Source organism: Sporosarcina sp. FSL K6-5500 (assembly GCF_038005665.1).
Taxonomy (GTDB): domain Bacteria; phylum Bacillota; class Bacilli; order Bacillales_A; family Planococcaceae; genus Sporosarcina; species Sporosarcina psychrophila.
The window spans coordinates 3807306-3831655 of the sequence record NZ_JBBOTP010000001.1 but is presented as its reverse complement, the minus strand read 5'-3'; the positions used below and the strand labels follow the sequence as shown (position 1 = coordinate 3831655).

At 36.0% G+C, this 24350-nt stretch carries 18 protein-coding genes; 5 read left to right on the top strand and 13 right to left on the bottom strand.

The window, feature by feature from the left end; genetic code table 11:
• Nucleotides 1-526: 526 nt before the first annotated feature.
• Nucleotides 527-991 carry a DinB family protein gene (locus tag MKX62_RS18200; RefSeq protein ID WP_067213926.1) on the bottom strand — a complete coding sequence of 155 codons (465 nt, stop codon included), beginning with the start codon at nt 989-991 and terminating at the stop codon, nt 527-529.
• 541 nt (nt 992-1532) lie between these two features.
• Here MKX62_RS18200 and MKX62_RS18195 point away from each other — a divergent pair.
• On the top strand, nt 1533-2693 hold the full coding sequence (locus MKX62_RS18195) for an iron-containing alcohol dehydrogenase (protein WP_340742034.1): 1161 nt from the start codon (nt 1533-1535) through the stop codon (nt 2691-2693).
• 112 nt (nt 2694-2805) lie between these two features.
• Here the strand turns inward: MKX62_RS18195 and MKX62_RS18190 are convergent, their stop codons facing one another.
• From MKX62_RS18190 to MKX62_RS18180, 3 genes are all read right to left on the bottom strand, one after another.
• Nucleotides 2806-3537, bottom strand: a complete 732-nt coding sequence (locus tag MKX62_RS18190) for a hypothetical protein (RefSeq protein WP_067208802.1) — start codon at nt 3535-3537, stop codon at nt 2806-2808.
• Nucleotides 3524-4867: an AAA family ATPase gene (locus MKX62_RS18185; RefSeq protein WP_187047665.1), complete on the bottom strand. Its 1344-nt coding sequence runs from the start codon at nt 4865-4867 to the stop codon at nt 3524-3526. The genes MKX62_RS18190 and MKX62_RS18185 overlap by 14 nt, the downstream gene beginning before the upstream one ends.
• Nucleotides 4868-5179: 312 nt before the next feature.
• A complete protein-coding gene (locus MKX62_RS18180) occupies nt 5180-6268 on the bottom strand; it encodes a hypothetical protein (protein WP_340742033.1) in 1089 nt (362 codons plus the stop codon).
• Nucleotides 6269-6472: 204 nt separating this feature from the next.
• On the opposite strand from MKX62_RS18180, the gene MKX62_RS18175 reads away from it, so the two are divergent.
• A complete protein-coding gene (locus MKX62_RS18175; protein WP_340742032.1) occupies nt 6473-7288 on the top strand; it encodes a S1C family serine protease in 816 nt (271 codons plus the stop codon).
• Between the two features lie 129 nt (nt 7289-7417).
• Here MKX62_RS18175 and MKX62_RS18170 read toward each other — a convergent pair whose 3' ends face one another.
• From MKX62_RS18170 to xylA, 5 genes are all read right to left on the bottom strand, one after another.
• Complete coding sequence (locus MKX62_RS18170; protein ID WP_067208792.1) at nt 7418-8515, bottom strand: ABC transporter ATP-binding protein; 1098 nt, start codon at nt 8513-8515, stop codon at nt 7418-7420.
• 146 nt (nt 8516-8661) lie between these two features.
• Nucleotides 8662-9546: a PucR family transcriptional regulator gene (locus tag MKX62_RS18165; protein WP_340742031.1), complete on the bottom strand. Its 885-nt coding sequence runs from the start codon at nt 9544-9546 to the stop codon at nt 8662-8664.
• Nucleotides 9547-9819: 273 nt separating this feature from the next.
• Entirely contained in the window at nt 9820-10803 is a 984-nt protein-coding gene (locus MKX62_RS18160) for an aldo/keto reductase (RefSeq protein WP_340742030.1), read from the bottom strand.
• A 388-nt stretch (nt 10804-11191) separates the two neighbouring features.
• The gene (gene xylB / locus MKX62_RS18155; RefSeq protein WP_340742029.1) at nt 11192-12691 is read right to left on the bottom strand and encodes a xylulokinase; all 1500 of its coding nucleotides are present in this window, start codon (nt 12689-12691) and stop codon (nt 11192-11194) included.
• Nucleotides 12692-12722: 31 nt separating this feature from the next.
• On the bottom strand, nt 12723-14045 hold the full coding sequence (gene xylA, locus MKX62_RS18150) for a xylose isomerase (RefSeq protein WP_338652503.1): 1323 nt from the start codon (nt 14043-14045) through the stop codon (nt 12723-12725).
• Nucleotides 14046-14294: 249 nt separating this feature from the next.
• Here xylA and MKX62_RS18145 point away from each other — a divergent pair, with 249 nt between their 5' ends.
• A complete protein-coding gene (locus MKX62_RS18145; RefSeq protein ID WP_340742028.1) occupies nt 14295-14930 on the top strand; it encodes a YesL family protein in 636 nt (211 codons plus the stop codon).
• A gap of 84 nt (nt 14931-15014) precedes the next feature.
• On the opposite strand, the gene MKX62_RS18140 is transcribed toward MKX62_RS18145, so the two are convergent.
• From MKX62_RS18140 to MKX62_RS18130, 3 genes are all read right to left on the bottom strand, one after another.
• Nucleotides 15015-15836, bottom strand: coding sequence for a carbohydrate ABC transporter permease (locus MKX62_RS18140; RefSeq protein ID WP_340742027.1), 822 nt, complete (start codon nt 15834-15836; stop codon nt 15015-15017).
• A gap of 15 nt (nt 15837-15851) precedes the next feature.
• The gene (locus MKX62_RS18135; RefSeq protein ID WP_187047656.1) at nt 15852-16730 is read right to left on the bottom strand and encodes a carbohydrate ABC transporter permease; all 879 of its coding nucleotides are present in this window, start codon (nt 16728-16730) and stop codon (nt 15852-15854) included.
• 104 nt (nt 16731-16834) lie between these two features.
• Nucleotides 16835-18118, bottom strand: a complete 1284-nt coding sequence (locus MKX62_RS18130) for an extracellular solute-binding protein (RefSeq protein ID WP_340742026.1) — start codon at nt 18116-18118, stop codon at nt 16835-16837.
• A gap of 291 nt (nt 18119-18409) precedes the next feature.
• Between MKX62_RS18130 and MKX62_RS18125 the strand changes: the two genes are divergently transcribed.
• Nucleotides 18410-19612: an ROK family transcriptional regulator gene (locus MKX62_RS18125; RefSeq protein ID WP_067213924.1), complete on the top strand. Its 1203-nt coding sequence runs from the start codon at nt 18410-18412 to the stop codon at nt 19610-19612.
• Nucleotides 19613-19927: 315 nt separating this feature from the next.
• The gene (locus MKX62_RS18120; protein WP_340742025.1) at nt 19928-21538 is read left to right on the top strand and encodes a glycoside hydrolase family 43 protein; all 1611 of its coding nucleotides are present in this window, start codon (nt 19928-19930) and stop codon (nt 21536-21538) included.
• Between the two features lie 497 nt (nt 21539-22035).
• Here MKX62_RS18120 and MKX62_RS18115 read toward each other — a convergent pair whose 3' ends face one another.
• On the bottom strand, nt 22036-24309 hold the full coding sequence (locus MKX62_RS18115; RefSeq protein WP_340742024.1) for a glycoside hydrolase family 65 protein: 2274 nt from the start codon (nt 24307-24309) through the stop codon (nt 22036-22038).
• Nucleotides 24310-24350: the final 41 nt, after the last annotated feature.

The window sequence follows — 24350 nt, the reverse complement described above, 5'->3', positions numbered from 1 at the left end:
GAATTCCTGCCAATACCGCTTCGACGCTTTGTGGATGCCTCCCGCGATAAGCCAGAAAGAAGACCCCTTTCAGTCTCATCGCTCCGGCTACCACGAAGACGCACCTTCGCTGGATGGACTATGTGAGAAAGAGCATTTCGTTACCGGAATGAGACCTGCAATCTCTAGTGCGTCTTTCTTGAATTAAATCACTATCAAAAAGTAATCACATTATAATCTCGGCATCTACACTCCGAATCATAACTCTCTTCAATAATGAACAACGCTAGCGTAGGCGTGGCAAAGGGGTAGCCGAAGCCGTGAGACTGGATGCGAAGCGCCAATCCAGGCTTAGGGCGAGAGGCGTCAAGCGTTCTACCCCCCCCGAATTACACCTCTCTCATTATTGAGCGCCACAGTAAATTCAATGGGATTCTTTAATTCAACATATTTAGTTGCAATTTGCATTTTTTTCGAATGAAACCCTTCTCTACTCTCTTTTAAACTAGTATTTGCAACAATCTTGTTTGCGTTAGATTCTGTCACTTTATCGCCCTTTAGGTTTATTTATCATCTTTTTTATAATTCGAATCTGACCTCGATGATTTAGTTCGTCTTCAAACACATGAAACCATTTAAAATAATTGTTCGTGGGTAGTCCATCCCAAAATGACATTTGTTCAAATAACCATTCATCTTTCAATGTTTTAAACGTTTCAATTGTTTTGTTCCTTGTTTCAGCTAATTGTTCCAAATAGAAATCAATGCTATTTCCTTTAATTTGATCTCGCGCACTATTCCCTAAATCTAATCCTGGATTTAGCGTACTACTATCATCATCTGTAATATCTCGATTTTCGAACGTGAAGATTTGGTATGCCTTTTCAACCGATATCATATGAGCAAGCAACATTCCGATTGAATTCGATTCTTCTCCATAAAGAAAATCCAATTCTTCAACTGTTAAACTTTCGATTTCACGAATCGTTGTAACTCTAGTATAATCCATCATAGAAACCAGTTTACTGAACTCTAGACTTAACCCCTCTTTTTGATCAATTAAAAATATCGTATTATTCTCCAAAAGTAGTTCACTGCCGAAACTAACTAGGAAATTGAATCGGTATATCAGCTTGAATGAGATTGAATCTCTACTGATACACTTTGCTTGGTGGTTAGTTCCCTGCTACACTAACTATCTAATGAAGCAATTCGATAATGAATTGGACATCGTTACCATTTTCTTCTCTTCAATTATGATAGAAAATAAGAACTTAGGCTCGATGGATCTTTTTAGTCGCCAAGCCGAAAATTATTGTCCAATATTTCAGACATCATTATCTTAACATATATAGGAGATATAGTGATACATACCTTACCCTAGATCAGCATCTGCGACGATTGAACACTAGTCGTGATAAAGTATTAATTGAACAAATAGGGCTTTTCTCAGCTGTTATCCCACCTAGAATGTTCGTACTGTAATTTTTTAAATGGGGCTCATATCCCCCTTTGCAGCGAGATGAAAGATTTTATTAAGAAGAGGTGCAATGATGAATATATTTACACAACACAACCCGACGAAGTTATATTTTGGTAGGGGACAAATTAGTCAATTATCAACAGAAGTTGCTCATAAGAAAGTCCTTCTAGTTTATGGTGGAGGCAGTATTAAGCAAAATGGTGTCTATGAAGATGTGATGAAAGAACTCACTAAAGCAGAAGCCATGGTATTTGAATTTCCTGGTGTGGAACAAAATCCACGTTTAACAACGGTGCATAGAGGCGTTGAAATTTGCAAATCAGAGGGAATCGACATTCTTTTAGCCGTCGGTGGCGGAAGTGCGATTGATTGTACGAAAGCTATTGCTGTTGGAGCTAAGTATGACGGAGATGTTTGGGATTTAATTACTCGAAAAGCTCCGATAACATCAGCTCTCCCAATCGGAACTGTCCTTACATTAGCGGCAACTGGCTCTGAAATGAATCCGATATCTGTTATTTCAAACTGGGACACAAAGGATAAACTTGGTTGGGGTTCGCCACATGTATTCCCGCAGTTTTCAATCCTGGATCCGACTTATACGTACTCGGTGTCCCGTAAACAAACAGTGTATGGAATTGTCGATAGTATGTCTCATGCTCTTGAAAGTTATTTCCATCGTACAAGAAACACGCCTATGATCGATGGATTCATTGAATCACTACTCCGAACAGCGATTCAAACTGCACCAAAATTACTTGAAGGCTTAACTTCTTATGAACATCGTGAGACGATGATGTATATTAGTACAACTGCATTTAATGAAACATTGTCGAATGGAACAGATGGCGGTGACTGGGGGTCTCATCGAATAGAACATGCACTTTCGGCTGTTTATGACATACCACACGGTGGAGGACTGGCCATATTGTTCCCAAACTGGTTAGAGCATGTACTTGAAGATGATCCATCCCGAGTAAAAATGTTGGCAATGAACGTTTTTGGTATTTCTGATAAAGGCAAGAGTGATATTGAAGTCGCAAAAGAAGGAGCGAAAGCGCTTCGTACATTCTGGGATTCTCTCGATGCTCCCAATCGTTTGAGCGACTATGGGATTGACGACAAAGATATTGAATTAATTATCGATAAAACTTTTATCAAACCTGGGGTTGGCCTTTACAAAGAATTAGATCGAGAAAGTGTCAGAGATATTTTAATTCGTTCCATGTAAGGTTGCAGGTCAATACATCAAATAGAAAGCCATAGAAAAGAAACCACTTTTGAAATAAAGTGGTTTTTTCTTTGTCTTATAACTGAACACTAACACCTGACTATACGCTATTTTAGGGACTCTGAAAGCCAGACCGTAATTTAACAAATTCGAATAACAAAGGCACATTACTATATTTTTGCAATGAAGCCGTCCTTTCAGAAATCTTTTCCCAGCTTTCCTTATAAGAATCTGCACCGTTTACCAATGGCATAGATCCCTGTAAAAAGTCTTCAATTGGTATCTCCAACTGCTCAATAAACCGTTCTACTTCTGGAAATTTCCTATCCTTTTCTGGATTGGGTTCTTTGAATAGAACATGTTCCAAATTTCTTGAAAAGTAATACATACGGTAGTCGATTTCACCAGCAATTATCTTATCCAATGCCTTCATTATATTGATATTTGTACTTCTATCCATATTTCTAGCTGCTATTTGTTGCTTTTGTTTTTCATGCGGAACAGTTATTCGATCCTCGTGGTAAAGCGTTAATTCTTTTTGGGTGTCATCAATAACAATCGCATCTTCTGGGATGAAACAACCATCCATATCAATAATATGCAATACACAGAATACATCTTCAGGACGAAATTTACTTTTTATCATAAATTCATTTACTGCATTTCCAATCACAGACTTGATAGGTTCTTCCGGCCTGTCCAAGTCATATAAAATATCGCCGTGCTGAATATGGAAACGTATATTATGCTGCTCGAAAAGACTGCGTAACCGATTGTATAGCAATACCTCTTCGCAGCTTCCCTCGACAAGTAATAACACGACCTTCTTTTTAGTATTTGTCATGTATAATCCCAGCTTTTCGGAATGCCGTTTTAATATCATATAAATTCGTTTCTGCATAGACTTCTTCGTCTTGACCGCCCAGTTGCACTGCACGTAGATAGATATCCCGTGCATTGCTTAGCCTTTCAACCCCTTTTAATTGTTGGTATCTATCCTCTTCGTTAAGAGTCGTAAACCATAAGTTTCGAATTGGAAGCACTTCTAATATTCTTAAATTATGAGAAGTGAAAAAAAGTTGACCTTGTGCATTTTCGTTCAGAACTTCTAATATTTCGCCAAGTAAGTATTCAAAAATCCCTGCATCGAGCTCATCAATTACAACACAAGCGTTCGGATTATTATAAACTGCAATAAGAGTACTTAAGATAGAAATGATTTTCAATGTACCTTCCGATTCACTTCGTAAAGGAAGTTCAATCTCCCCTTGTTTTGATAGAAACTCAAAGCGAACCCCTTCACTGCCATCACTCAACTTCTGCTTATTGATCTGCCTTATCTTTATTAGTAGGCCTGGGATAATGGTCTGCAAGACAATATTCGTCTGACTAACCACTTGGTCAATCGTTTTAAATAAGTCCAGTGGTAACACCATTGTGTCCGCCATCTCATAGGGTATATGTCCACGCTTTCTTTCCAAATGAACACTAAAAGGCATAACAAGATTGGCAACTAATAAACCATATTGAATCGTATCAATAATGTGTAAATCACGATTAAGGTCATCTGAAAGACTTTTCATGATTTCAATTTCAGTTTCTTCTAAATGCTCTTCATATACTTCCTTTAACTCTTCTCGAAATACAAAAGAAGTTGAGTTACTAGTGGCCATTCTATTTGCTACTATGACTGAGACCCTTGCAGATTCATTCATTTCATGTGATTCATTAGCTCCTATCGTTAATCCTTTAACAGTTTTCGAAATTAGAACTTTGAATGGCTCATTTTCCTTATTTTCTCGATATACTACTTGTTCTTCGACAACTTGATACCTTCCTTTTCCCGCCGTCAAAGAAACTGAATAGTTAACGTAGAATTCACCGAATTGATTTTCAACAATAAATTGAAACAATAAACGAATAGTCTTTTCATTAAAATATAGCAAATTAGATGTGAGCTTGGGAAGTGGAGCATTATAATTGGCTGATAATAAAGTCTTTAACAGATTGAACGCTTCCACTGCCGCAGTTTTCCCAGAACCATTTTGACCATAAAACCCTATGACATCAGCTTTCTCCAATGTATTGAAAGTTGAATTTGTGTGAAACTCACCATTTTTAACGTTTTTCAAATTAGTTATTTCTACTTTGGTTACCCTGACAATACTTTTCATGGAGGTCCTCCTATGAATTTCTACATAAAATGAAGATATTCATTTACTTTCAATGATAAATGCATTTAAAGAGTAAATTATTATATGCGTTTATCGGCGGTGAAAATGTAATTTACTTATCAATATGCTCTTACTTGTCATAAGTTATTCAGGCTAGCAATTGGAAGCTGTAGTGAAATTAGGGTGTATTGACTGAGTAGCTTTACACAGACGTCTACCTAAAACTAATTTTCAATGCTTTAGAAATATTTACGTTATATTTAAGACAACACAAAAATGCCTACCGAAACGATAGGCATTTTAACATACGTTTTATCTTTGAAAAGTTTCGCCGTTGATTATGACTTGTGTGGCACGGAATGGGATATTTACATTCATTGAGAAATACGGCTCCAAAATGCTATAAAATGACTCCCATTGACTATCTACTTCATCATATTTACCATTAAGCTCCAAGTCAATGATACCTGTATAAATTTTTTGTAGTTTAGAAAGATCTTCCTTAGATACTTCGAAATCATAATAAGCCATTTGTTCATCAAATGAGGGCATTGGATTGGCAGCGCGATAATACGGACGCATCACGGAGTCAAATGCCTCCCATTTATCCATCGCGAGTTGATCGTCTCCATCACTACTAGCCTGGCGAGCATCCTCATATAATTTCTTTATCACCGGAAAATCTGTTTTGGAAATAGTCGTACCTAAATCTATAATATACTCTTCAAATGTGGGCTCTACATAATAAGTATTGACAATTTCAAAAAACTGATCTAATTTAACGCCAGATTCTATCTCCGCCCCACTTTTTGCAAGTGAAACCCATTGATAATATAGTTCTTCCATTTGCAGCAGGTCATTAGACGTAAATGGATATTCAAACATACTTATATAGACGTCAAATGCTTCAGGCTCCCAATTTGCAAGATAATATGGATTGGTTATTCGATTAATTTGCACCCATAGTTCTCCTGCCTCCTCCCATAACTCATCCTTTTCTAAAGTCATTACCTCATTGTAAAGAAGTTCAAGCTTTTTAATTTCATCTTTTGTCACCCCGAGCGGTAGATTTTTAACAAAGTAGTCAAAGCTATAAAAATCCGCAATGCTTTCCAGGACTTCTCCTTCGATTTGCACCAAAGCTCCAACTGAGAAATTCATCGCCTGGATTTTCTCCTCAGTAAAAGTATGCAATCCTACATGGTAGCGTTCACCGCTATCACCTTTAACGATTATTTCATTACCCCAATTTTCAACGACTGTCCCTTTGACAATCTGTCCAATTTGAAAGTGTGATCCAGCTTGTTCCACCGCTGCGAAAGTATAAGATGGCATCACTCCGCCAATCCCAAGTGCTAATGCTATAGAAAGGACCAACATTCTCTGCTTTTCTCTGCTCATATCTCATTCCCCTTTTACTAAATAATTGTGTAAGAAAAATACGCTTGGACAATATTCATTCTTCCATCTAAATGTCATTGAACCATTCATTATATGTTCTGACTTAATAAATGATGACAAACAAATAAAAGAAAAAACGTTGTATTCTTTCCTTTGCTATAATGAACTATAACGAAATGTATTTAATAGTTAGGGTGTGCGTGCATGAATTCGAATGAAAAACAACCGCCTGATTTAAAAGACGTTGATTCAAATGAGGAAATTGATGATGAAGAGCTACAAGCACTGGTATTAGAAGCACAACAGGAGGTCCTTTATAGAGAGGCGCAAGAAAAAACAACCCCCAAAACGAAACGCCCATTTCCAAAATGGCTATTTTGGCTTATCTCCATTGTGATGGTTTTCAACACATTTGCGATCATTTTTGAAGTGTATTCAATCCCAGCCATTGAATTCTTACAAACTTCCTCAAAATTATCGAAGCAAGAAAACATTGCTACCTATAAGAAATCTGTTGTTGTTATTCAATCCGCTGAAAGCAAAGGCACAGGTTTCTCCATTTCGAGTGACGGAACTATTCTAACAAACTATCATGTTGTCAAAGGAACCGACACAGTAAATGTCTTTTTCCCAGTAGAAGGACGTTTTACGGCAGAAGTTGTATATACCTATCCATCAGTCGATCTTGCTGTATTAAAAGTCAATGGACAAGACCTACCCCATTTAGAACTCGCTGAAAAAACGACTTTTACAGCTAATGAAGCCATAAACTTTATTGGTAATCCTTTAAGTTTTAAGGGCATTGCAAATGAAGGTACGATAATTGATTATATCCAGCTACCAGATTGGGATGTACCTGTCGTTATGATGAAGGCACCGGTTTATCGAGGTAATAGCGGTAGCCCCGTATTTAATAGCAAGGGGCTGGTGATTGGCATTGTTTTCGCCACGTTAGATCATGAAACACATGGAAAAGTCGGTTTATTTGTTCCGGTAGATGAGTTTTATGATCGACAATAAGTAGTGTTTGTAGATAAGATGTTAAATAGATATATAGGTGGTGTTTGGCAACCATTTTCAACATCAAAGAATCCAAATACAAAGCCACTAAAGGAAAATTAATTCCCTTAGTGGCTTTACTTTTTAATCTTATTTAATTCGTAATTCTGATTCGCTATCGAAAAAGTGTGCTTTATTAAGGTCAAATGCTAAGTCGATTGTTTCTCCAGCCACAACATTGAAACGCGCATCTACACGTGCAACAAAGTCTTGGTCATTTACTTTAGAATAAAGTATAATCTCGGCTCCCATTAATTCAGCAACTTCAATCGAAGCCCTGATTTTTGTTTCAGGAGAAAAATCAAGGAATAACGGTTCATCATGAATATCTTCTGGACGAACTCCTAGAATGATATCTTTACCAATATAGTTTTGCTCGCGAAGATATTTCATTTTACCCTCGGGTACCAGAACCTTTACATCTCCCATGACAAAATGATTCTCTTCTAGTTTACCGTTTAAGAAGTTCATTGCTGGAGAACCAATAAAACCACCAACAAAAACATTGTTAGGTTCATCGTAAACTTCTTTAGGGGCTCCTACTTGCTGAATAAATCCATCCTTCATTACTACGAGCCGCGTGGCCATTGTCATCGCTTCCGTTTGGTCATGGGTTACATAAACAGTTGTTGTTTGCAGGCGCCTGTGCAACTTTTGAATCTCCGCACGCATTTGTACGCGTAACTTAGCATCTAAGTTAGATAATGGCTCATCCATTAAGAATACTTCGGCATCACGTACAATAGCACGTCCTAAAGCAACACGTTGACGCTGTCCACCTGAAAGTGCCTTTGGTTTACGATTTAAGAGGTCCTCAAGTCCCAAAATTTTAGCCGCATTATCAACACGTTTTTTTATTTCATCTTTTTTAAATTTACGTAGCTTCAAACCAAATGCCATATTATTGTAAACGTCCATATGTGGATATAATGCATAGTTTTGGAAAACCATAGCAATGTCACGATCTTTTGGTGGGACATCGTTCACTCTTTTACCCCCGATGAAAAGATCGCCTCCTGATATTTCTTCCAAACCAGCAATCATTCTAAGTGTTGTTGATTTTCCACAACCTGATGGACCAACTAATACTAAAAATTCTTTATCTCTAATTTCCAAACTAAAATCTTTAACGGAAACAACATCTTTATCATATACTTTTCTTATATTTACCAATTTCAAGTCTGCCATTTTATTCCCTCCAGTGTATGTAAGTGCTTTCATCTACTATTAATAGAATACAATATTTACACTATTTGAGTAATGGTGAATATGCACAAAGATCTGGACAGTCTTCGTGCATATTTACTATGAACGGTGTTTCCGAACAAATGGAGTTACTTTCTGGCTAAAAGTGCCAGGTAAACTGTCATTGCATGATGAAATTGTCGGACATCAATCCCCGTCTTTTCAAAAAAACGATCCAACCGATATTGTAGGCTATTTCGGTGCATATGTAATACTTTTGCAGTCTCCGATATATTTAAATTACATTGAAGAAACGTTTCAATCATTTTCAGTGTTTCTTCATCGTTTATGTATTCTTGTAAAATAGTTTTGCCAATATCGGAACGTAAATCTGATTCTGTTTGATTGATAAGTAGATAGGGCACAGCATCAATAAACGTTACTACTGTCTTATTCGTATATATAAATACTTTCTTAGCCGCATTTATTAATGAGTGATAATACTGAGCGATGTCCTCCAAACCGTCTTTATAAGATCCTATAAAGAAGTTGATTTTCACGTATAAATCGCTCATGAGTATATCTTTAATCTCTTCAAAAGAGATGCTATCTTCATAGACTGTCTGTTCTTCTATAATAATCCCTTCATGTCCATTTTCCCATAGAATAGGAACTGGATTTGCAAATAGTTCTTGAATGGCATCTTTAAATATAATTGGGTCAATTTGATTTTTTTTGATTGAAAAGTAAATAAAGCGATAGGGATTTTTAATTTCAAAGTTAGAATTTATTTCAGTCGAATGAATTGTATTTCTCCACTTTTGTTCTTCATCGGTAGGTAATGGTAAGTTTATATTATATGGTAATAAGAAAGTAGTTAATAAAGATACATCTTTGGAAGTTAATTCTTCTTCACTAATACCAATTATTTCATTGTCGTCTGTCACAAACCACTTATATGTACGGTCTAGGTTATCCTTTCTCTCAGAATATACAAGAAGTGAAGAATAAATTTTACGTAATTGATTGATCATCAAAGCACCTCTTTACCTTTTTCAAAAAACATTTTCACTTTAGATTATTATGTCAAAATTAATAGTACCACATTAATACTTACATACGCCTTGCAATTAGATGATTCCGTTTTTGCAACTACACATAAACATAAATATGATGATGTTCCAGTAAAACGAAGTAATGTAAAAATGCCTAAGGAATTTTCCCTTTGGCATTTTTGTGATAACCAATGTATTAGTAAAAGCTTCTGCTGAAACAAGCATAGACGCTTTTACAGCCTCATTACAAACTCAATACGCCCCTCTAATTTCCGGTTGCACTTCATCCTTGTAAAATTCCGCCAATTTGGTCATTTCCTTTTCCGTAAAACTTTCTACGTTTACAGCTTGCAAGTTATCTTCTACTTGAGCAACGCTTTTAAATCCAGGTATTACACAAGAAATTGCATCGTGTTCTAAAATCCACTTGAGTGCTGCCCGTGTCATATTCCCTCTATTTTCAGCTATCCAAGTAAGTTTGTCACTTAACTCTATACCCTTTGCAAATTCTACCCCTGCAAATGTTTCTCCAATATTAAATGCTTCTCCATCTCGATTAAAATTACGATGATCATCTATTTCAAACTGTGAATTGGTTTTAAATTTCCCTGTTAATAACCCACTTGCTAGTGGAACCCGCGCGAGAATACCAACCCCCTGTTCCTTTACTTGCGGAAATAGTGCTTCTAACGGCTTTTGACGAAATAGGTTAAATATGACTTGCAATGCACTAACATTAGGTTGCTCCAGGCAGAATAAACCCTCTTCAACAGTTTCAACACTAACACCATAATAGCGAATTTTCCCCTGTTCTTTCAAACGATCAAGTACTTCAAACACTTGACCATTCTTTAAAATCTCCATTGGTGGACAATGAATTTGAAACAAATCAAGTTGATCGCGATTAAGTCGTCTTAAGCTGTCTTCACAATACTTTGTAACACTTTCCATTGAGTATGTTTTAGGGTCATGTACATCCCCTGCTCGACAGAATTTAGTTGCTATATGAATTTCAGATTGTTTTCCTTTGGTTGCTTTCGCTAATAGTTCCTCACTATGGCCATCTCCATAAACATCTGCCGTATCGAAAAAGTTTACACCTTTTCCTATTGCGTGGTCTAAAGCTTTCAATGCTTCTAGATCATTCGTTCTTCCCCAAGCTCCGCCAATTGCCCAAGTACCAAAGCTGAGCTCACTTACCTTTAAATCTGTATTGCCAATTTGACGATAATTCATTTGTCCTCACTCCACTTATCCAAGTATTTTTTAACAAAGCCTATAACAACAGATTTGAAATACAAGAACAAAAGCTTTAATACGTATACTAATGAATAAAAGCCGTTTTGGCACTCACGATAATATTAATTATTCACTCTTTTACGAACAAATCATATCCATTTCATTTCCGCAAAACTTCGGTGAACATGCTTCAAACTGTATATAATAGTTCTATCCTATTTGGATTCACTTGTTCTTGTTAGATCTCATTAGTGACTTTTATGTCAGAATTTCACACTTATCTGTTATGTTCGTCATTAACTTCTTCACCGTTATGCAGAATAGTTACTAGTATTTCTATAAATAAGAGTCCCAACTAACTAGTTGAGACTCTTATTTAAAAGGACTACCTACGGAATTCTAAAAGCCTTCGATTAATATCTTTTGTTTGACCGTAAATATCCTGATAAATAGCGAACATCTTTTTATATTTTTCCACATTAGTTTTATTGGGATGAAATCGTTTATCTTCCTTCAAGAACTCATTCGCGCAATCCTTCAATGAATCAAACCATGAACATCCATAAGCTGCTAACATGGCTGCCCCCATACCTGGTCCTTGTTCGCTTTTAAGTCTAACAATATCAGCATCGAAAATATCAGCCTGCATCTGAAGCCAATCTTCATTTTTCGCACCACCGCCAATTGATATGACCGTATCGATTTGTTTGCCCTTTTGACGAAAAATATCAATAGTTTCATTTAGCGAAAATGTAATCCCTTCAAGAATTGCTCGAACAAAATCTTTTCTGTGATGAGAACTGTCCATTCCAATAAAGCTTGCACGAATTGCAGCATCTGCATGTGGTGTTCTTTCACCCACCAAATAAGGAGTAAATACCAGTCCATTAGATCCAACAGGGACAGACCCAACATCGACTAGTAAATCATCGAAAGATTCGTCCCCCGCAAAAACGTCTTTAAACCAAGTTAAGCTATAACCCGCTGCAAGAGTGACACCCATTGTATAAAACGCGTCGGGAGCACCATGATTAAAGTAATGAACCTTTCCTTGAAAATCTTTATCAGGACTTGCTTCATAAGACAAAACAACACCAGATGTCCCAATACTACAAAGTGTTTTTCCATCCTCTAAAATCCCTGAACCAATAGCACCACAAGCATTATCAGCACCACCTGCAAATACACGTGTAGAGTTGGCAAGACCAGTAGATTCTGCAAATTCAGATGTTATCTTACCTACTTCCTGATAGGAGTGAACTAATGGTGGACAAAGACTGGTATCAATATCTAGTAATTCACAGATTTCTGTACTCCATTCTTTTTTACTGACATCCAATAGAAGTGTTCCAGCTGCATCAGAGTACTCCATTTGTAATTTACCTGTAAGCTTGTAACGCAAGTAATCTTTTGGAAGAACAAACGTCTTAACCTTACTAAATAACTCTGGCTCATGTTCTTTAACCCATACTATTTTTGGTAAAGTGAATCCTTCTAATGCGTGGTTTTTTGTAATAGATAACAAACGCTTTTCTCCAACGACTTCATAAATTCGCTTGCACTCCGCTGTTGTCCTTGTATCATTCCAGAGAATCGCATGACGTAATACTTCATTATTTTCATCTAACAAAACAAGTCCATGCATTTGCCCAGAAAAACTAATGCCTTCAATATCTTCTGGATCCCCATCGAAATCCTTCAAAAGATCAAGTAGACCCGATACAGTCTGATCAACCCAATCTTTAGGGTTTTGCTCACTATATCCCGTTTTCTCTTGAATTAGTGGGTAAGATTTCGATACCTCTTGAACAACAGCGCCATGTTGATTGACGAGTAAAATTTTAACAGCACTTGTTCCTAAATCTATACCTATTACATATTTCATAGCTACATCTCTCCTGCCATTCAAAACTTAATTAGTTAGCGAAAGCTTTCAATAAGTATTGATTGATTGTTGCTTTAATTTGTTCTAAGCGACCAGATGTCTGTTTTATATCTGATAAACCATAAGCATACTCTTCCAGTTTACGGAAGTCTGTTTTTCCTTCAACAATAGCAAGTCCAATACCTTCTGTGTAAGTCTGATAGCGATTTTCGACTATACTTTCCAAGACCTTATCATCAATTAAATTTTGTGCCACCCTTAAACCTACTGCAAAAGCATCCATTCCAGCAATATGTGCATGGAATAAATCTTCTGGCTCAAATGAACCTCTTCTTACTTTCGCATCGAAGTTTAGGCCGCCCCTACCAAGTCCGCCATTTTTAAGAATTTCATACATTGCAAGTGTTGTTGACCATAAATCCGTAGGGAATTCATCTGTATCCCATCCGATAAGTGGATCCCCTTGGTTTGCATCAACTGAACCCAGCATATTATTAATGCGTGCATAGTGAAGTTCATGTTCAAATGTATGTCCCGCTAGTGTCGCGTGGTTTGCTTCAATATTGAACTTGAAATGATCTTCAAGACCATAACTTTGCAAGAATGCATGTGCAGTAGCTACGTCATAATCATATTGATGTGTTGAAGGCTCTTTTGGCTTAGGTTCAATTAAAAATTGGGCATCAAAGCCAATTTCTTTGGCGTAGTCAATAGCCATATTATAGAAACGTGCTAAGTTATCCAGCTCCAGCTTCATGTTTGTATTCAGAAGTGTTTCATAACCTTCGCGGCCACCCCAGAATACATAGTTTTCTGCACCAAGTTCCTTACCGATTTCTAATCCCTTTTTCACTTTAGCTGCAGAATAAGCAAATACATCTGCACTACTTGAAGTGGCAGCACCATGAACAAATCGTGGGTGTGTAAAGTTATTCGCCGTATTCCAAAGTAATTTTGCTTTACTATCTTTCATATAGTCTTTGATCATACTTACAATTGTATCTAAGTTTTGATTAGACTCTCTTAAACTGCTACCCTCTGGTGCTATATCAATATCATGGAAACAGAAAAATGGTACATCAATTTTATCGTAAAATTCAAATGAAGCATCTACGCGGGCTTTAGCTAAATCCATACCACTAAACTTATCCCACGAGCGAATCATGTTGCCTCCGCCAAATGGATCTGAGCCATTCATCGTAAATGTATGCCAATACGAGACTCCGTAGCGTAATATTTCTTCCATTGTTTTATCACCGATTTTTTCCTCGGGATTATAAAATTTAAATGCATATGGATTTGTTGATAATGAACCCTCGAATTTAATCTTGTCAATGTTTAGGAAATAAGTCATTGTTTGTACCTCCTAGATTTTTTATGTTACAAAGCAACAGCGAATGTAAAGGCTTACATTTGTAATTATAACACAAATCATTAGTTTGTCTATTAGTTGAACAAAGTTTTTAACTTAAAAAACTGATTGCATTTATCACTGGAAATGATGAACTTTTTATATGAGTAGTGTATGCTTTTAATGATTCCTCTTTCTATTAAATAATGAGATTGGCTTATTCTATAAGTCAGGAAATAAGGGTGGTTGTCAATGAATCCTACTAGTGGCTTTATTTATAACGTTTTTGAATGGATAACAAGGTTTGCCTATTTAAATTTATTGTGGATACTTTTTTCATTAGCAGGCGGAATAATTTTCGGCTTTTTCCCAGCTACTATAGCAATGTTTGCAATAACCCGAGAATGGTTAAAAGGAAATACAGAAAAGCCAATTTTAAAAGCCTTTTGGGAATACTATCGGAGAGACTTCTTAAAAAGCAATCTTTTGGGAATATTTATTAGTATAATAATCTTCTTAATTACGATTGATATTATTTACATTCAAGGTAATACTAACGGGGATTTAACATGGACATATATACCTTTATTTGCATTTATGTTACTTTTCATTATGTTATTATTTTATATCTTTCCTGCCTTTGTTCATTACGATATAAAAGTACAATATGTTATGAAAAACAGCTTTTTTATTATGTTAATAAACCCCTTCAATAGTTTATTGATAATACTCTGTCTTGTACCACTCTTTTTTATTATGAAAAGTTTTCCTGCCTTGGCATTCATATTTGGTGGAAGTTCATACGCATACATAACAATGTGGGTCAGTTTACATGCTTTTAATAAAACGAATAAGAAAAATGGCAATCCCGTTAATATCGAGAATTAACGACTTTTTTCACGAAAAAAACTTCACACAACGGAGCAGTTCAATCCCCCGTTGTATGAAGTTTTTTTATGTGCCATACACTTATTACCCTTTCACTGCACTAGCAGAAATCCCTTCAACGACTTTATTACTAAAGAAGATGAATGCAAGAATAATTGGTAACACACTAATGATTAACGTTGCTCCGATTGCTCCCCAGTCTGTCATATATTGCCCAATAAAGTTTTGAATACCTACGGTTAATGTTTTATATTTTTCTGAACTTATAAACGTATTTACAAATACAAATTCATTCCAATTATAAATCATATTAATAACCACAGTAGTAGACATTACTGGCACAGTCATCGGAAGAATAATTTGGAAAAACAATCGATGAACTGAAGATCCATCTATAATTGCGGCTTCTTCTATTTCACGAGGCAATGTGTAATAAAAGCCGAGTAATATCATCATTGTGATTGGTAAATTATAAGCCGTATATGTAATGACAACAGCGAAAGGATTATCAATTAAGTCTACGCTTAAGAACATACTGAAAAGTGGTATCAAAGCAGAGTGTATTGGAATCATTAGTCCAACCATAAACAACCCCAATACGAAACCGCTTAACTTCCATTTCATTCTTGTAATTGCGAAAGTTGCCATGCTCGCAAACAATACTGTTAGGATAATCGCTAGACCAGTAATCCAAACACTATTGAAGAAATAAATGCCTATTCCACCATCCCAAACCTTTTGGTAGTTTTCCCATCTAAACTCCGACGGTAGAGCAAATGGTGATCCAGCAAATATCTCTTTATTATCTTTTAATGAGAAAATGAAAAGCCATATTATTGGGAGTATCTGGAACAACGCTACAGCTGCTAGACAAACGTAAAGAAAAAAGTAACCAATGCGACCCATATCATAAACCTCCTTCTAATATTCTATTGGCTCGTTGGAAGTAGTAAATTTCCGAACAACTAACGTTACTACTAAGGTAATGATCAACAATAAGAATCCAATGGCACTTCCATATCCAAAATCATAACTTGAAAAAGCTAGTTTATACATATAGGACGCCATAACCTCACTCGCTCCATTTGGTCCTCCACCAGTCATAACATAAATCAAATCGAAGTACTTTAGTGATCCAACAATAGCTAATACGACTGTGACGCTTACTACTTCTTTAATTAGAGGTAGCTTAATCCTAAGGGCAATTTGAAAAGCAGATGCACCATCAATTTTCGCTGCCTCTATCATCGATTCAGGAATATTTTTAAGTGCTGCATAGTAAATCAAAATATAAAATCCAGCATATTGCCACAAAATTGGTATGAAAATAGCAAATAATACTAGTGATGGCTCGGCCAACCACGCGGGCGGATTATCAATCCCTATTTTGATAAGAATAGCATTTAAAATACCATTCGACGGATTGTATACTTTGATCCAAAGTTGAGCGATCGCAACTGAAGACAAAAGCATTGGAATCAGGTATATTTTCCTCAGTAAATCAGCGCCTTTTATTTTGGATGCCAATATTAATGAAACTAACAAATATAGCGCTAAGCTCATTGTCGAGAAAATTGCTAGTAAAAACGAATGATAAGCACTACTCCAAAATTTGAGATCCTTAATCCCATTAATATAATTTTCTAATCCAATAAATTTCATTGCACCAATGCCGTCCCAGTCCATTAATCCATAGTAACCCGTAAGGATTAATGGAATAAATATTAGTACAGTAATCAACAGGAGTGCTGGTAAAATATAAAGTGCTATATATAGCTTATTTGACATTACTTTATTCATTACACTCAACCCCATATCTTATGAAGTAGAAGAGGACCATCCGATGTTAAGGATATGTCCTCTTCATTGTTAATTTGACTTTACGCAATGCAGAATGCTTTTTACTATTTCGAAAGGGCTTCTTCGTGCGCTTTCGCAAACTCTTCAGGTGTCATTTGATTCCCAAAAAGGGCTTGAATCGCATCTAAATGCACTTGTGCTACACTTGGACTCATTTGAACGTCAGCAAACATAGTAATATTGCTTGCTGAATTAAGTTCATCCAATATATCGATATACATTTGTGGCAGGTCTAAGGATCCAGCATCCACTTTTGATGCTGGAATAACGCCAGCTTTTGTGACAGATTTCTCGCCCCATTGTTTAACAAAAAATGCGGCAAATTCTTTAGCTTCTTCTTTTACATCAGAATCTTCCGCAACAAATAATCCAACTCCAGGTCCCCCAATAAAACTATTCATATCTCCCTTTCCATCCACAGTTGGAAACTTGAGATACTCTACAGAATCTCTAAATTCTTGAGGTACATCTTCATTTGTTGTGTAATTTGGTAAATCCCATGTTGCAATTAAATACATTGGTGCTTGTTCATTCATAAACATACTTTTCGCTTCTTCATCAGAAAGACCATTAAATCCTTTGACAAATGCCCCCATATCAACAAGGTTTTGCACTTTTTCTGCTGCTTCAATTAATGCTGGATCCTCGAAAGTACCGGATCTATCGATCGCTTTATTAAGGACTTCAGCACCACCAATTCGGTCTGCTAGATACATATACCATAACGAACCTGTCCAAGGATCTTTGTTACCTAAAGCGATAGGTTGTATTCCATCTGCCTTAAATACATTAATTACATTTTCTAGTTCCTCAAATGTTTCTGGTGCTTCGAGATTATGCTCTGCAAACATAGTTTTATTATAATATATTGACGCAATGTTCAATTCTAGTGGAAGACCGTAAGTCACCCCATCTATTGCATAAGCCTCTACAGTTCCTGGAATGAACGTATCGCTTAATTCTTTATCAATAAGATCATCTAATGGAGCAAACATATTACCACCTACATAGGGTTCTAAAAATCCTGCTGCCCAAGTCATTCCAACGTCTGGTAATTCTTTAGATGTTGATAGAACCTTTAACTTATCTTTGTATTGCTCATTGCTTAACACTTCTAAATCAATTTTGACACCTTCATGTTCCTTTTCAAAATCAGCAATAATTTCACTTACAATTTCATGATGCTGTTTAGAGCTCCCCTCGGGCCATAGATGCATAAACTTTATTTCAGTATCACTAGATGTTTTACCTGAATCTGAACAACCTACTAATAATAAAGACAAAACAAAAGTGGATAGCAGAATTGTAAACGCTTTCTTTTTCCTCATTATTTATCTCCCCCAACTCAAGTTTTTGAAACAACAATATTCAGATTGTTGTATGCATTTTCATTATAGCAAACAGGAAGTTGTTAGTCTAGTGGATGAACAAAGTTTTTTTCTACGTCTATTTTTGTGATTTTTAATTGTGTTTTTCCCAAAAAAATAGGAAAAGGACGTTATAATTCTTTTCACAAAAGTTAGGTAGACACTCAAATCAGTTGAATACGAAGTTGTATCTAATCAAGTTTTTATTTGTTAGAATGAAAAAAAAGAGAGAAAGAGTTGAATGGAATGAAGATGGATGCTAATCAAACTTGGAATCATCATGTAGTCAAAAAAGGCAATAAATCTTTAGTTTTAGATAAAATTAAAAATAACTCCCCTATTTCAAGGGCTGCTGTTGCAAATCAAACTGGTTTAAACAAAGGAACTGTCTCATCCTTAGTGAGCGAATTACTAGAGGATCACTTAATCTATGAGTCTGGTCCAGGTGAATCTAGCGGCGGGAGAAGACCTGTCATGTTATTATTTAATAATTCAGCTGGCTATTCGATAGGAATAGATCTAGGGGTGAATTACTTACTCGGCGTTTTAACTGACCTAGACGGAAATATTTTTCAAGAGAAAGTAATGACTTTTAAGAACCTTTCTTATAATGAAATTGAAGAACAATTATTTAACACCATCGATTCCCTAATTTCTTCTGTGCCACCTAGCCCTCACGGAATCGTTGGAATCGGTGTTGGTGTACCGGGAATAGTTGATAATAGTGGGGAAGTTTTGCTAGCGCCAAATCTAAACTGGACAAACGTTAATTTAAAGTCAATTTTACAAAAAAAATATAACCTTCCAGTTATTATTGAAAACGAGGCAAATGCTGGTGCCTACGGAGAGAAGAAATTTGGTGCTGGAAAAGAGTTTGAAAATATCATTTATGTAAGTGCTGGGATTGGAATAGGTGTCGGACTTATTCTTAATGGTTCTTTGTATAAAGGGTCCAATGGTTTTTCTGGTGAGCTTGGCCATATGACAATACAAGTTAATGGTTCTAAATGTCGTTGTGGAAATGATGGTTGTTGGGAATTGTATGCGTCAGAACAAGCATTAATCAATAACGCTGGACTGTTAGATATCCCCCTCCCTTCTAACAAAGAAGGCGACTTAAATAATTTATTAACTCTCGCAGAGAATGGCAATAAAGAGGTTATCAAACTATTTGAACAAACTGGGGACTATTTAGGTGTAGGTATAAATAACATTATTAATATCTTTAATCCACAACAAGTGATTATTGGTAACCGGATGGCCTCTTCTAAAAAGTGGCTAGAGGAATCTTTGAATACAAGAGTAGCTAACCAAGCTCTATGGTTTCAACGAAGTGATTTACAAATTGATTTTTCGGAGTTATCCACACTCTCGTCCGCATTAGGCGTAGCTGCTTTTTCAATAGAAAACTTTTTGAGTGTTAGTATCCAACAAAGAAGTATAATTCAAATTTAAAGTAGTAGTAACGGCAAACCTTTTGTTACTTTAGTCATTCGTTAATCAACTATCACTAATTTGCTAATCCAATTAACTAGTGTATTATCTAATATAGTATTGTGAAAATTGCTAATTAATGATTTCATTTATTTATTAATCCCATTACTCCCCTGCCAATAACTGTCGGATTATTGATAAACAATAGGTCATTAATTAGTATTTTTATAATTGTATTTAACCTTTCTCCATTTTGTAAGCACTTACATGCATTCACTATTTTTCAGGGTGCTCAGATTTGGTGAAAGATAAAAATTATGTAAAGGGTGAATTAAAATGACAATCATTCGAAATCCAATTTTACCTGGATTCAATCCAGATCCAAGCATTTGCCGCGTAGGAGAAGATTATTATATTGCCGTTTCTACCTTTGAGTGGTTCCCTGGTGTGGGTATATATCATTCCAAGGATTTAAATAATTGGAGATTAGTTTCAAGGCCCCTTAATCGATTAAGCCAATTAAATATGATGGGAAATCCTAATTCAGGGGGTGTATGGGCCCCCCAACTCTCACATAGTGACGGTAAGTTTTGGCTAATCTATACGGATGTGAAGGTAACAGAAGGACAATGGAAAGATTGCCACAATTACCTTGTAACCAGTGAAACTATTGATGGAGAATGGTCTGAGCGTACTTACTTAAACAGCTCCGGCTTCGATCCATCATTGTATCATGACGAAGACGGTAGAAAGTATCTAGCGAACATGTACTGGGATCATCGTATCGATCATCATAATTTTTATGGTATAGTTCTTCAAGAATATAACGTCAAGGAACAAAAACTAGTTGGAGAATCTAAAATAATTTTTAAAGGGACAGATATCAAATTAGTTGAAGCCCCTCATATATATAAAATCAATGATTATTACTACTTATTAACAGCAGAGGGTGGTACAAAATATGATCATGCTGCCACGATCGCACGATCAAAAAATCTTTGGGGACCATATGAAGTGCATCCCGAGAATCCATTGATCACATCATGGCCATATCCTAGAAATCCACTTCAAAAGTCTGGACATGCTTCAATTGTTCATACACATACAGATGAATGGTTTTTAGTACACTTAACAGGAAGGCCCTTACCAAGAGAAAACCAACCATTGTTGGATGATCGAGGATATTGCCCACTTGGACGGGAAACTGCCATTCAAAGAATGGAATGGGAAAATGATTGGCCATATGTGGTTGGCGGTAACGGACCGTCCCTTGAAATTGAAGGACCTGATATCGTAGAAGTAAAATGGAAGAATGATTATGATGAGAAAGATGACTTTGATATTGATGAATTAAATAATCATTTTCAATCACTGCGTATCCCATTAGGCAAAGATATTGTTTCACTTAAAGACAATCCTGGCCATCTGCGACTATATGGAAAAGAATCCTTGACTTCAAAGTTCACTCAGGCTTTTATAGCTAGACGTTGGCAACATTTTAACTTTACTGCAGAAACGAAAGTGAACTTCACTCCAAACTCTTTCCAGCAATCTGCAGGACTAGTCAACTATTATAATACAGAAAACTGGACAGCACTTCAGATTTCCTGGCACGAAGAGAAAGGTAGAATCCTTGAACTCAGCACTTACGATAACTTTATATTTGCTCAACCGCTTCAAGGTAAAGAAATCGTCATTCCAGATACTATAGAATATGTTCACCTCAGAGTTGATGTAAAAACCAATTTTTACGAGTATTCTTATTCCTTTGACGGAGTGAATTGGACTGTTATACCTGTCAAACTTGCATCACATAAGCTTTCTGATGACTATATCAAAGGTGGAGGCTTCTTTACTGGTGCATTTGTCGGCATGCAGTGTCAAGATACATCAGGTCAGAATCGACACGCTGATTTCGATTACTTTATTTATAAAGAAAGGATATAAATATTCCTGTATTTAAACTGAGTGGAAGCAAATATCACCCCAAAAAGACATGTGTTCCAATAGGAATCACATGTCTTTTTTGATTGAGTAAACACAAACAGAAGTATATAAACTATTACATCACAATGACATGAAGCACGAATGAACTATTTTCTCATTGTCCTTCGATTAAATTAAGCTTTGCGATGTTTTGGGATAACAAGCCCTTTCCTTGAATCATTTGATAATACTGGGTTTCGATTAGCCTGGAATCTAGGATATAATATCAGTACTATATAACAACGTATTATTATTAAGTTTTTATAAATCTATATATTGTATAACTGGGTACCTAAATAAACTAAGTAAAGGTGCTTAAAAGGTGTAGCTTAAGCCCTAAGAGTTGCGCCGAAGCTCCTTGACTTAGCGTCGGGGGAAAATCCCCCATGTCATAGTAAATTCAATGGGATTCAATATTCCGCATATCAATATATATATAATATTCCCTATATTTCATGTTACTGGACCTTCACTTCTTTTCCATTTTCAAGATTAATAGACTTTCCGTTGTGTGAGATAGTTAACGCCTCTCCCTCTATTACCAAATAAGTTACTTCAGTTCTATCCATATGGATTTTTAGTAGCCTGCCTAGATATTGTAAATAAAAACCGAGTGAATCCCATTCACTAGGAAGAGAGGGTGTTAATGAAAGCCCCCCTTCTTTCACTCGTAAACCAGCAAATCCATAAACGATTGCTAGCCAAGTCCCACCCATATTGGCCATATGAAGGCCATCTTTTGTATTTCCATGTGTATTATCCAAATCTAGGCGAACCGTTTCATTAAAATAATCATAGGCTTTCTTTTCGTAGCCTAGTTTGGAAGCCATTATGCTAAATACACAGGAAGATAATGATGAATCATGAGTGGTGATTTGTTCGTAATAATCGTAGGATCTTTTAATTGTTTCGAAATCTTGTTCATCTTCTAGCAGAAAATGAGCCAAGACAGTATCTGCTTGTTTGCAAACTTGATATCTATAAAGTGTTAACGGATGATAATTCAATAAAAGTGGGAACTTATCTTTCGGAGTATTCTCTAAATCCCAACGCGCTTTTTGCAAAAAACTATCGTCCTGAGCATTGATTTTATAAGTTTCATCGTATGGCAGATACATTTTTTCACCTGCTTCAGTCCATTTTCTTACTTCTAATTCTGTCAGTTCTAACCTTTCAGCTAATTGTTTTAGATGATTACCATCCTCTTCTTTTAACAGATAATATACTTTAGCAGCCCACAGTAAATTATGTTTTGCCATGACATTCGTATAATAATTATTATTCACAACGCATGTATATTCGTCTGGACCAGTTACACTATCAATTCTAAATAAGCCATTTTTCATGTGACCAACATCACCCCATAAACGTGCAGTTTCAAATAGGACTTCTGCCATATACTCTTTTAAAAATGCCTCGTCCTTCGTTACTAAATAATATTGAATATAACTATATGCGATATCTGCACTTATATGATACTGCGCAGTTCCGGCAGGGAAAAACGACGAGCTTTCCGGACCGGAAATCGTTCTCCAAGGGAATAAAGCCCCTTTTTCATGTCCCATCTCCATAGCTCTTTCCTTAGCACTCCCTAAAATAGAGTATCTATGAAGTAATAAGTTTTTCGCAATTTCAGGGCTCGTCATTAAGAATACCGGAAACATATAGATTTCAGTATCCCAGAAATAATGCCCTTCATAACCTTCACCAGATAAACCTTTTGCTGCAATATTACTTACCGGATCTTTGCCGACTGATTGTAAAAGTTGAAAGAGATTAAAACGAATGCCTTCTTGAAGCAGTGCATCACCATCAATCTTCACATCGGATTTACTCCAGAAATTATCTAGATATTCTCTTTGCTCCAGTAAAAGATCTTCAAAAGAAGATCCTTTAAGCTGCCGTTGAATAGCAATTGCATTTTCAATAACTGTTTCTCCATGTCTGAGTGTATCTGTATAAACATTGTATTTTGTAAATTGCACTGTTTCATCACCAACGCATGAGTAAGTCTCTTCTACGTAATTATCTGCGGTTTTACTTTCATACATATACTTTCCAGATTCAATCACAGAAGAAGTAACACAAGCCACTTCAAGCTTAGTAATATAGGTACTGTTTTTTACTATGCTGAATTCTTCTTCCTTTCGAACTTCCGTTACATGTAGTCTTTTAGCATGACCTGAAGCTACCCGGGGGTCATTTTTATCAACAAAGTTAGAGACATCGCCATTAACAGTCGAAACAATTTTCAGTTGCTGAATATGGCTTAAAGGCTCTATATTAATATTTACTGCAAATAATTCCCTTCTAACAAAAGAAATGAGTCGTTTAAAATGGATTTTAACTTCTTTTCCGTTAGGTGATCTCCAATGTACAATTCGTTCGGCAAAACCCGCATCCATATGCAGATTTCGTTGGACATTAATTACTTCTCCTTCAAACATAGAAAATAGTTCGTCATCCAAATAAATATGTATAAATTGCCCATCAATGACATTCAGGATCTTTTGCTGTGTTTCTGGAAACCCATGCAACTTCTCTCCATAATTTATTTCTGTTTCATCATGAAAAGCATTTATATATGTACCTCGAATCGATTTATATGTATCCTTATAGCCCTCCTCGAAATTCCCTCTCACACCTAGATACCCATTGCCTAAGGACAAAAGACTTTCATTTAGCAGTAAGTTTTCATTATCTAACTCTGACTTCGTTAATTTCCACGTCATTGATATATCACTCCTTAGTCAATTAATATTTGTATGAAGAT

Excerpts from the sequence above, each read along its gene's own strand:
- MKX62_RS18200 (WP_067213926.1), bottom strand. The coding sequence starts at position 991 with ATGATGGATTATACTAGAGTTACAACGATTCGTGAAATCGAAAGTTTA.
- MKX62_RS18195 (WP_340742034.1), top strand. The coding sequence starts at position 1,533 with ATGAATATATTTACACAACACAACCCGACGAAGTTATATTTTGGTAGG.
- MKX62_RS18190 (WP_067208802.1), bottom strand. The coding sequence starts at position 3,537 with ATGACAAATACTAAAAAGAAGGTCGTGTTATTACTTGTCGAGGGAAGC.
- MKX62_RS18185 (WP_187047665.1), bottom strand. The coding sequence starts at position 4,867 with ATGAAAAGTATTGTCAGGGTAACCAAAGTAGAAATAACTAATTTGAAA.
- MKX62_RS18180 (WP_340742033.1), bottom strand. The coding sequence starts at position 6,268 with ATGAGCAGAGAAAAGCAGAGAATGTTGGTCCTTTCTATAGCATTAGCA.
- MKX62_RS18175 (WP_340742032.1), top strand. The coding sequence starts at position 6,473 with ATGAATTCGAATGAAAAACAACCGCCTGATTTAAAAGACGTTGATTCA.
- MKX62_RS18170 (WP_067208792.1), bottom strand. The coding sequence starts at position 8,515 with ATGGCAGACTTGAAATTGGTAAATATAAGAAAAGTATATGATAAAGAT.
- MKX62_RS18165 (WP_340742031.1), bottom strand. The coding sequence starts at position 9,546 with ATGATCAATCAATTACGTAAAATTTATTCTTCACTTCTTGTATATTCT.
- MKX62_RS18160 (WP_340742030.1), bottom strand. The coding sequence starts at position 10,803 with ATGAATTATCGTCAAATTGGCAATACAGATTTAAAGGTAAGTGAGCTC.
- xylB (WP_340742029.1), bottom strand. The coding sequence starts at position 12,691 with ATGAAATATGTAATAGGTATAGATTTAGGAACAAGTGCTGTTAAAATT.
- xylA (WP_338652503.1), bottom strand. The coding sequence starts at position 14,045 with ATGACTTATTTCCTAAACATTGACAAGATTAAATTCGAGGGTTCATTA.
- MKX62_RS18145 (WP_340742028.1), top strand. The coding sequence starts at position 14,295 with ATGAATCCTACTAGTGGCTTTATTTATAACGTTTTTGAATGGATAACA.
- MKX62_RS18140 (WP_340742027.1), bottom strand. The coding sequence starts at position 15,836 with ATGGGTCGCATTGGTTACTTTTTTCTTTACGTTTGTCTAGCAGCTGTA.
- MKX62_RS18135 (WP_187047656.1), bottom strand. The coding sequence starts at position 16,730 with ATGAATAAAGTAATGTCAAATAAGCTATATATAGCACTTTATATTTTA.
- MKX62_RS18130 (WP_340742026.1), bottom strand. The coding sequence starts at position 18,118 with ATGAGGAAAAAGAAAGCGTTTACAATTCTGCTATCCACTTTTGTTTTG.
- MKX62_RS18125 (WP_067213924.1), top strand. The coding sequence starts at position 18,410 with ATGGATGCTAATCAAACTTGGAATCATCATGTAGTCAAAAAAGGCAAT.
- MKX62_RS18120 (WP_340742025.1), top strand. The coding sequence starts at position 19,928 with ATGACAATCATTCGAAATCCAATTTTACCTGGATTCAATCCAGATCCA.
- MKX62_RS18115 (WP_340742024.1), bottom strand. The coding sequence starts at position 24,309 with ATGACGTGGAAATTAACGAAGTCAGAGTTAGATAATGAAAACTTACTG.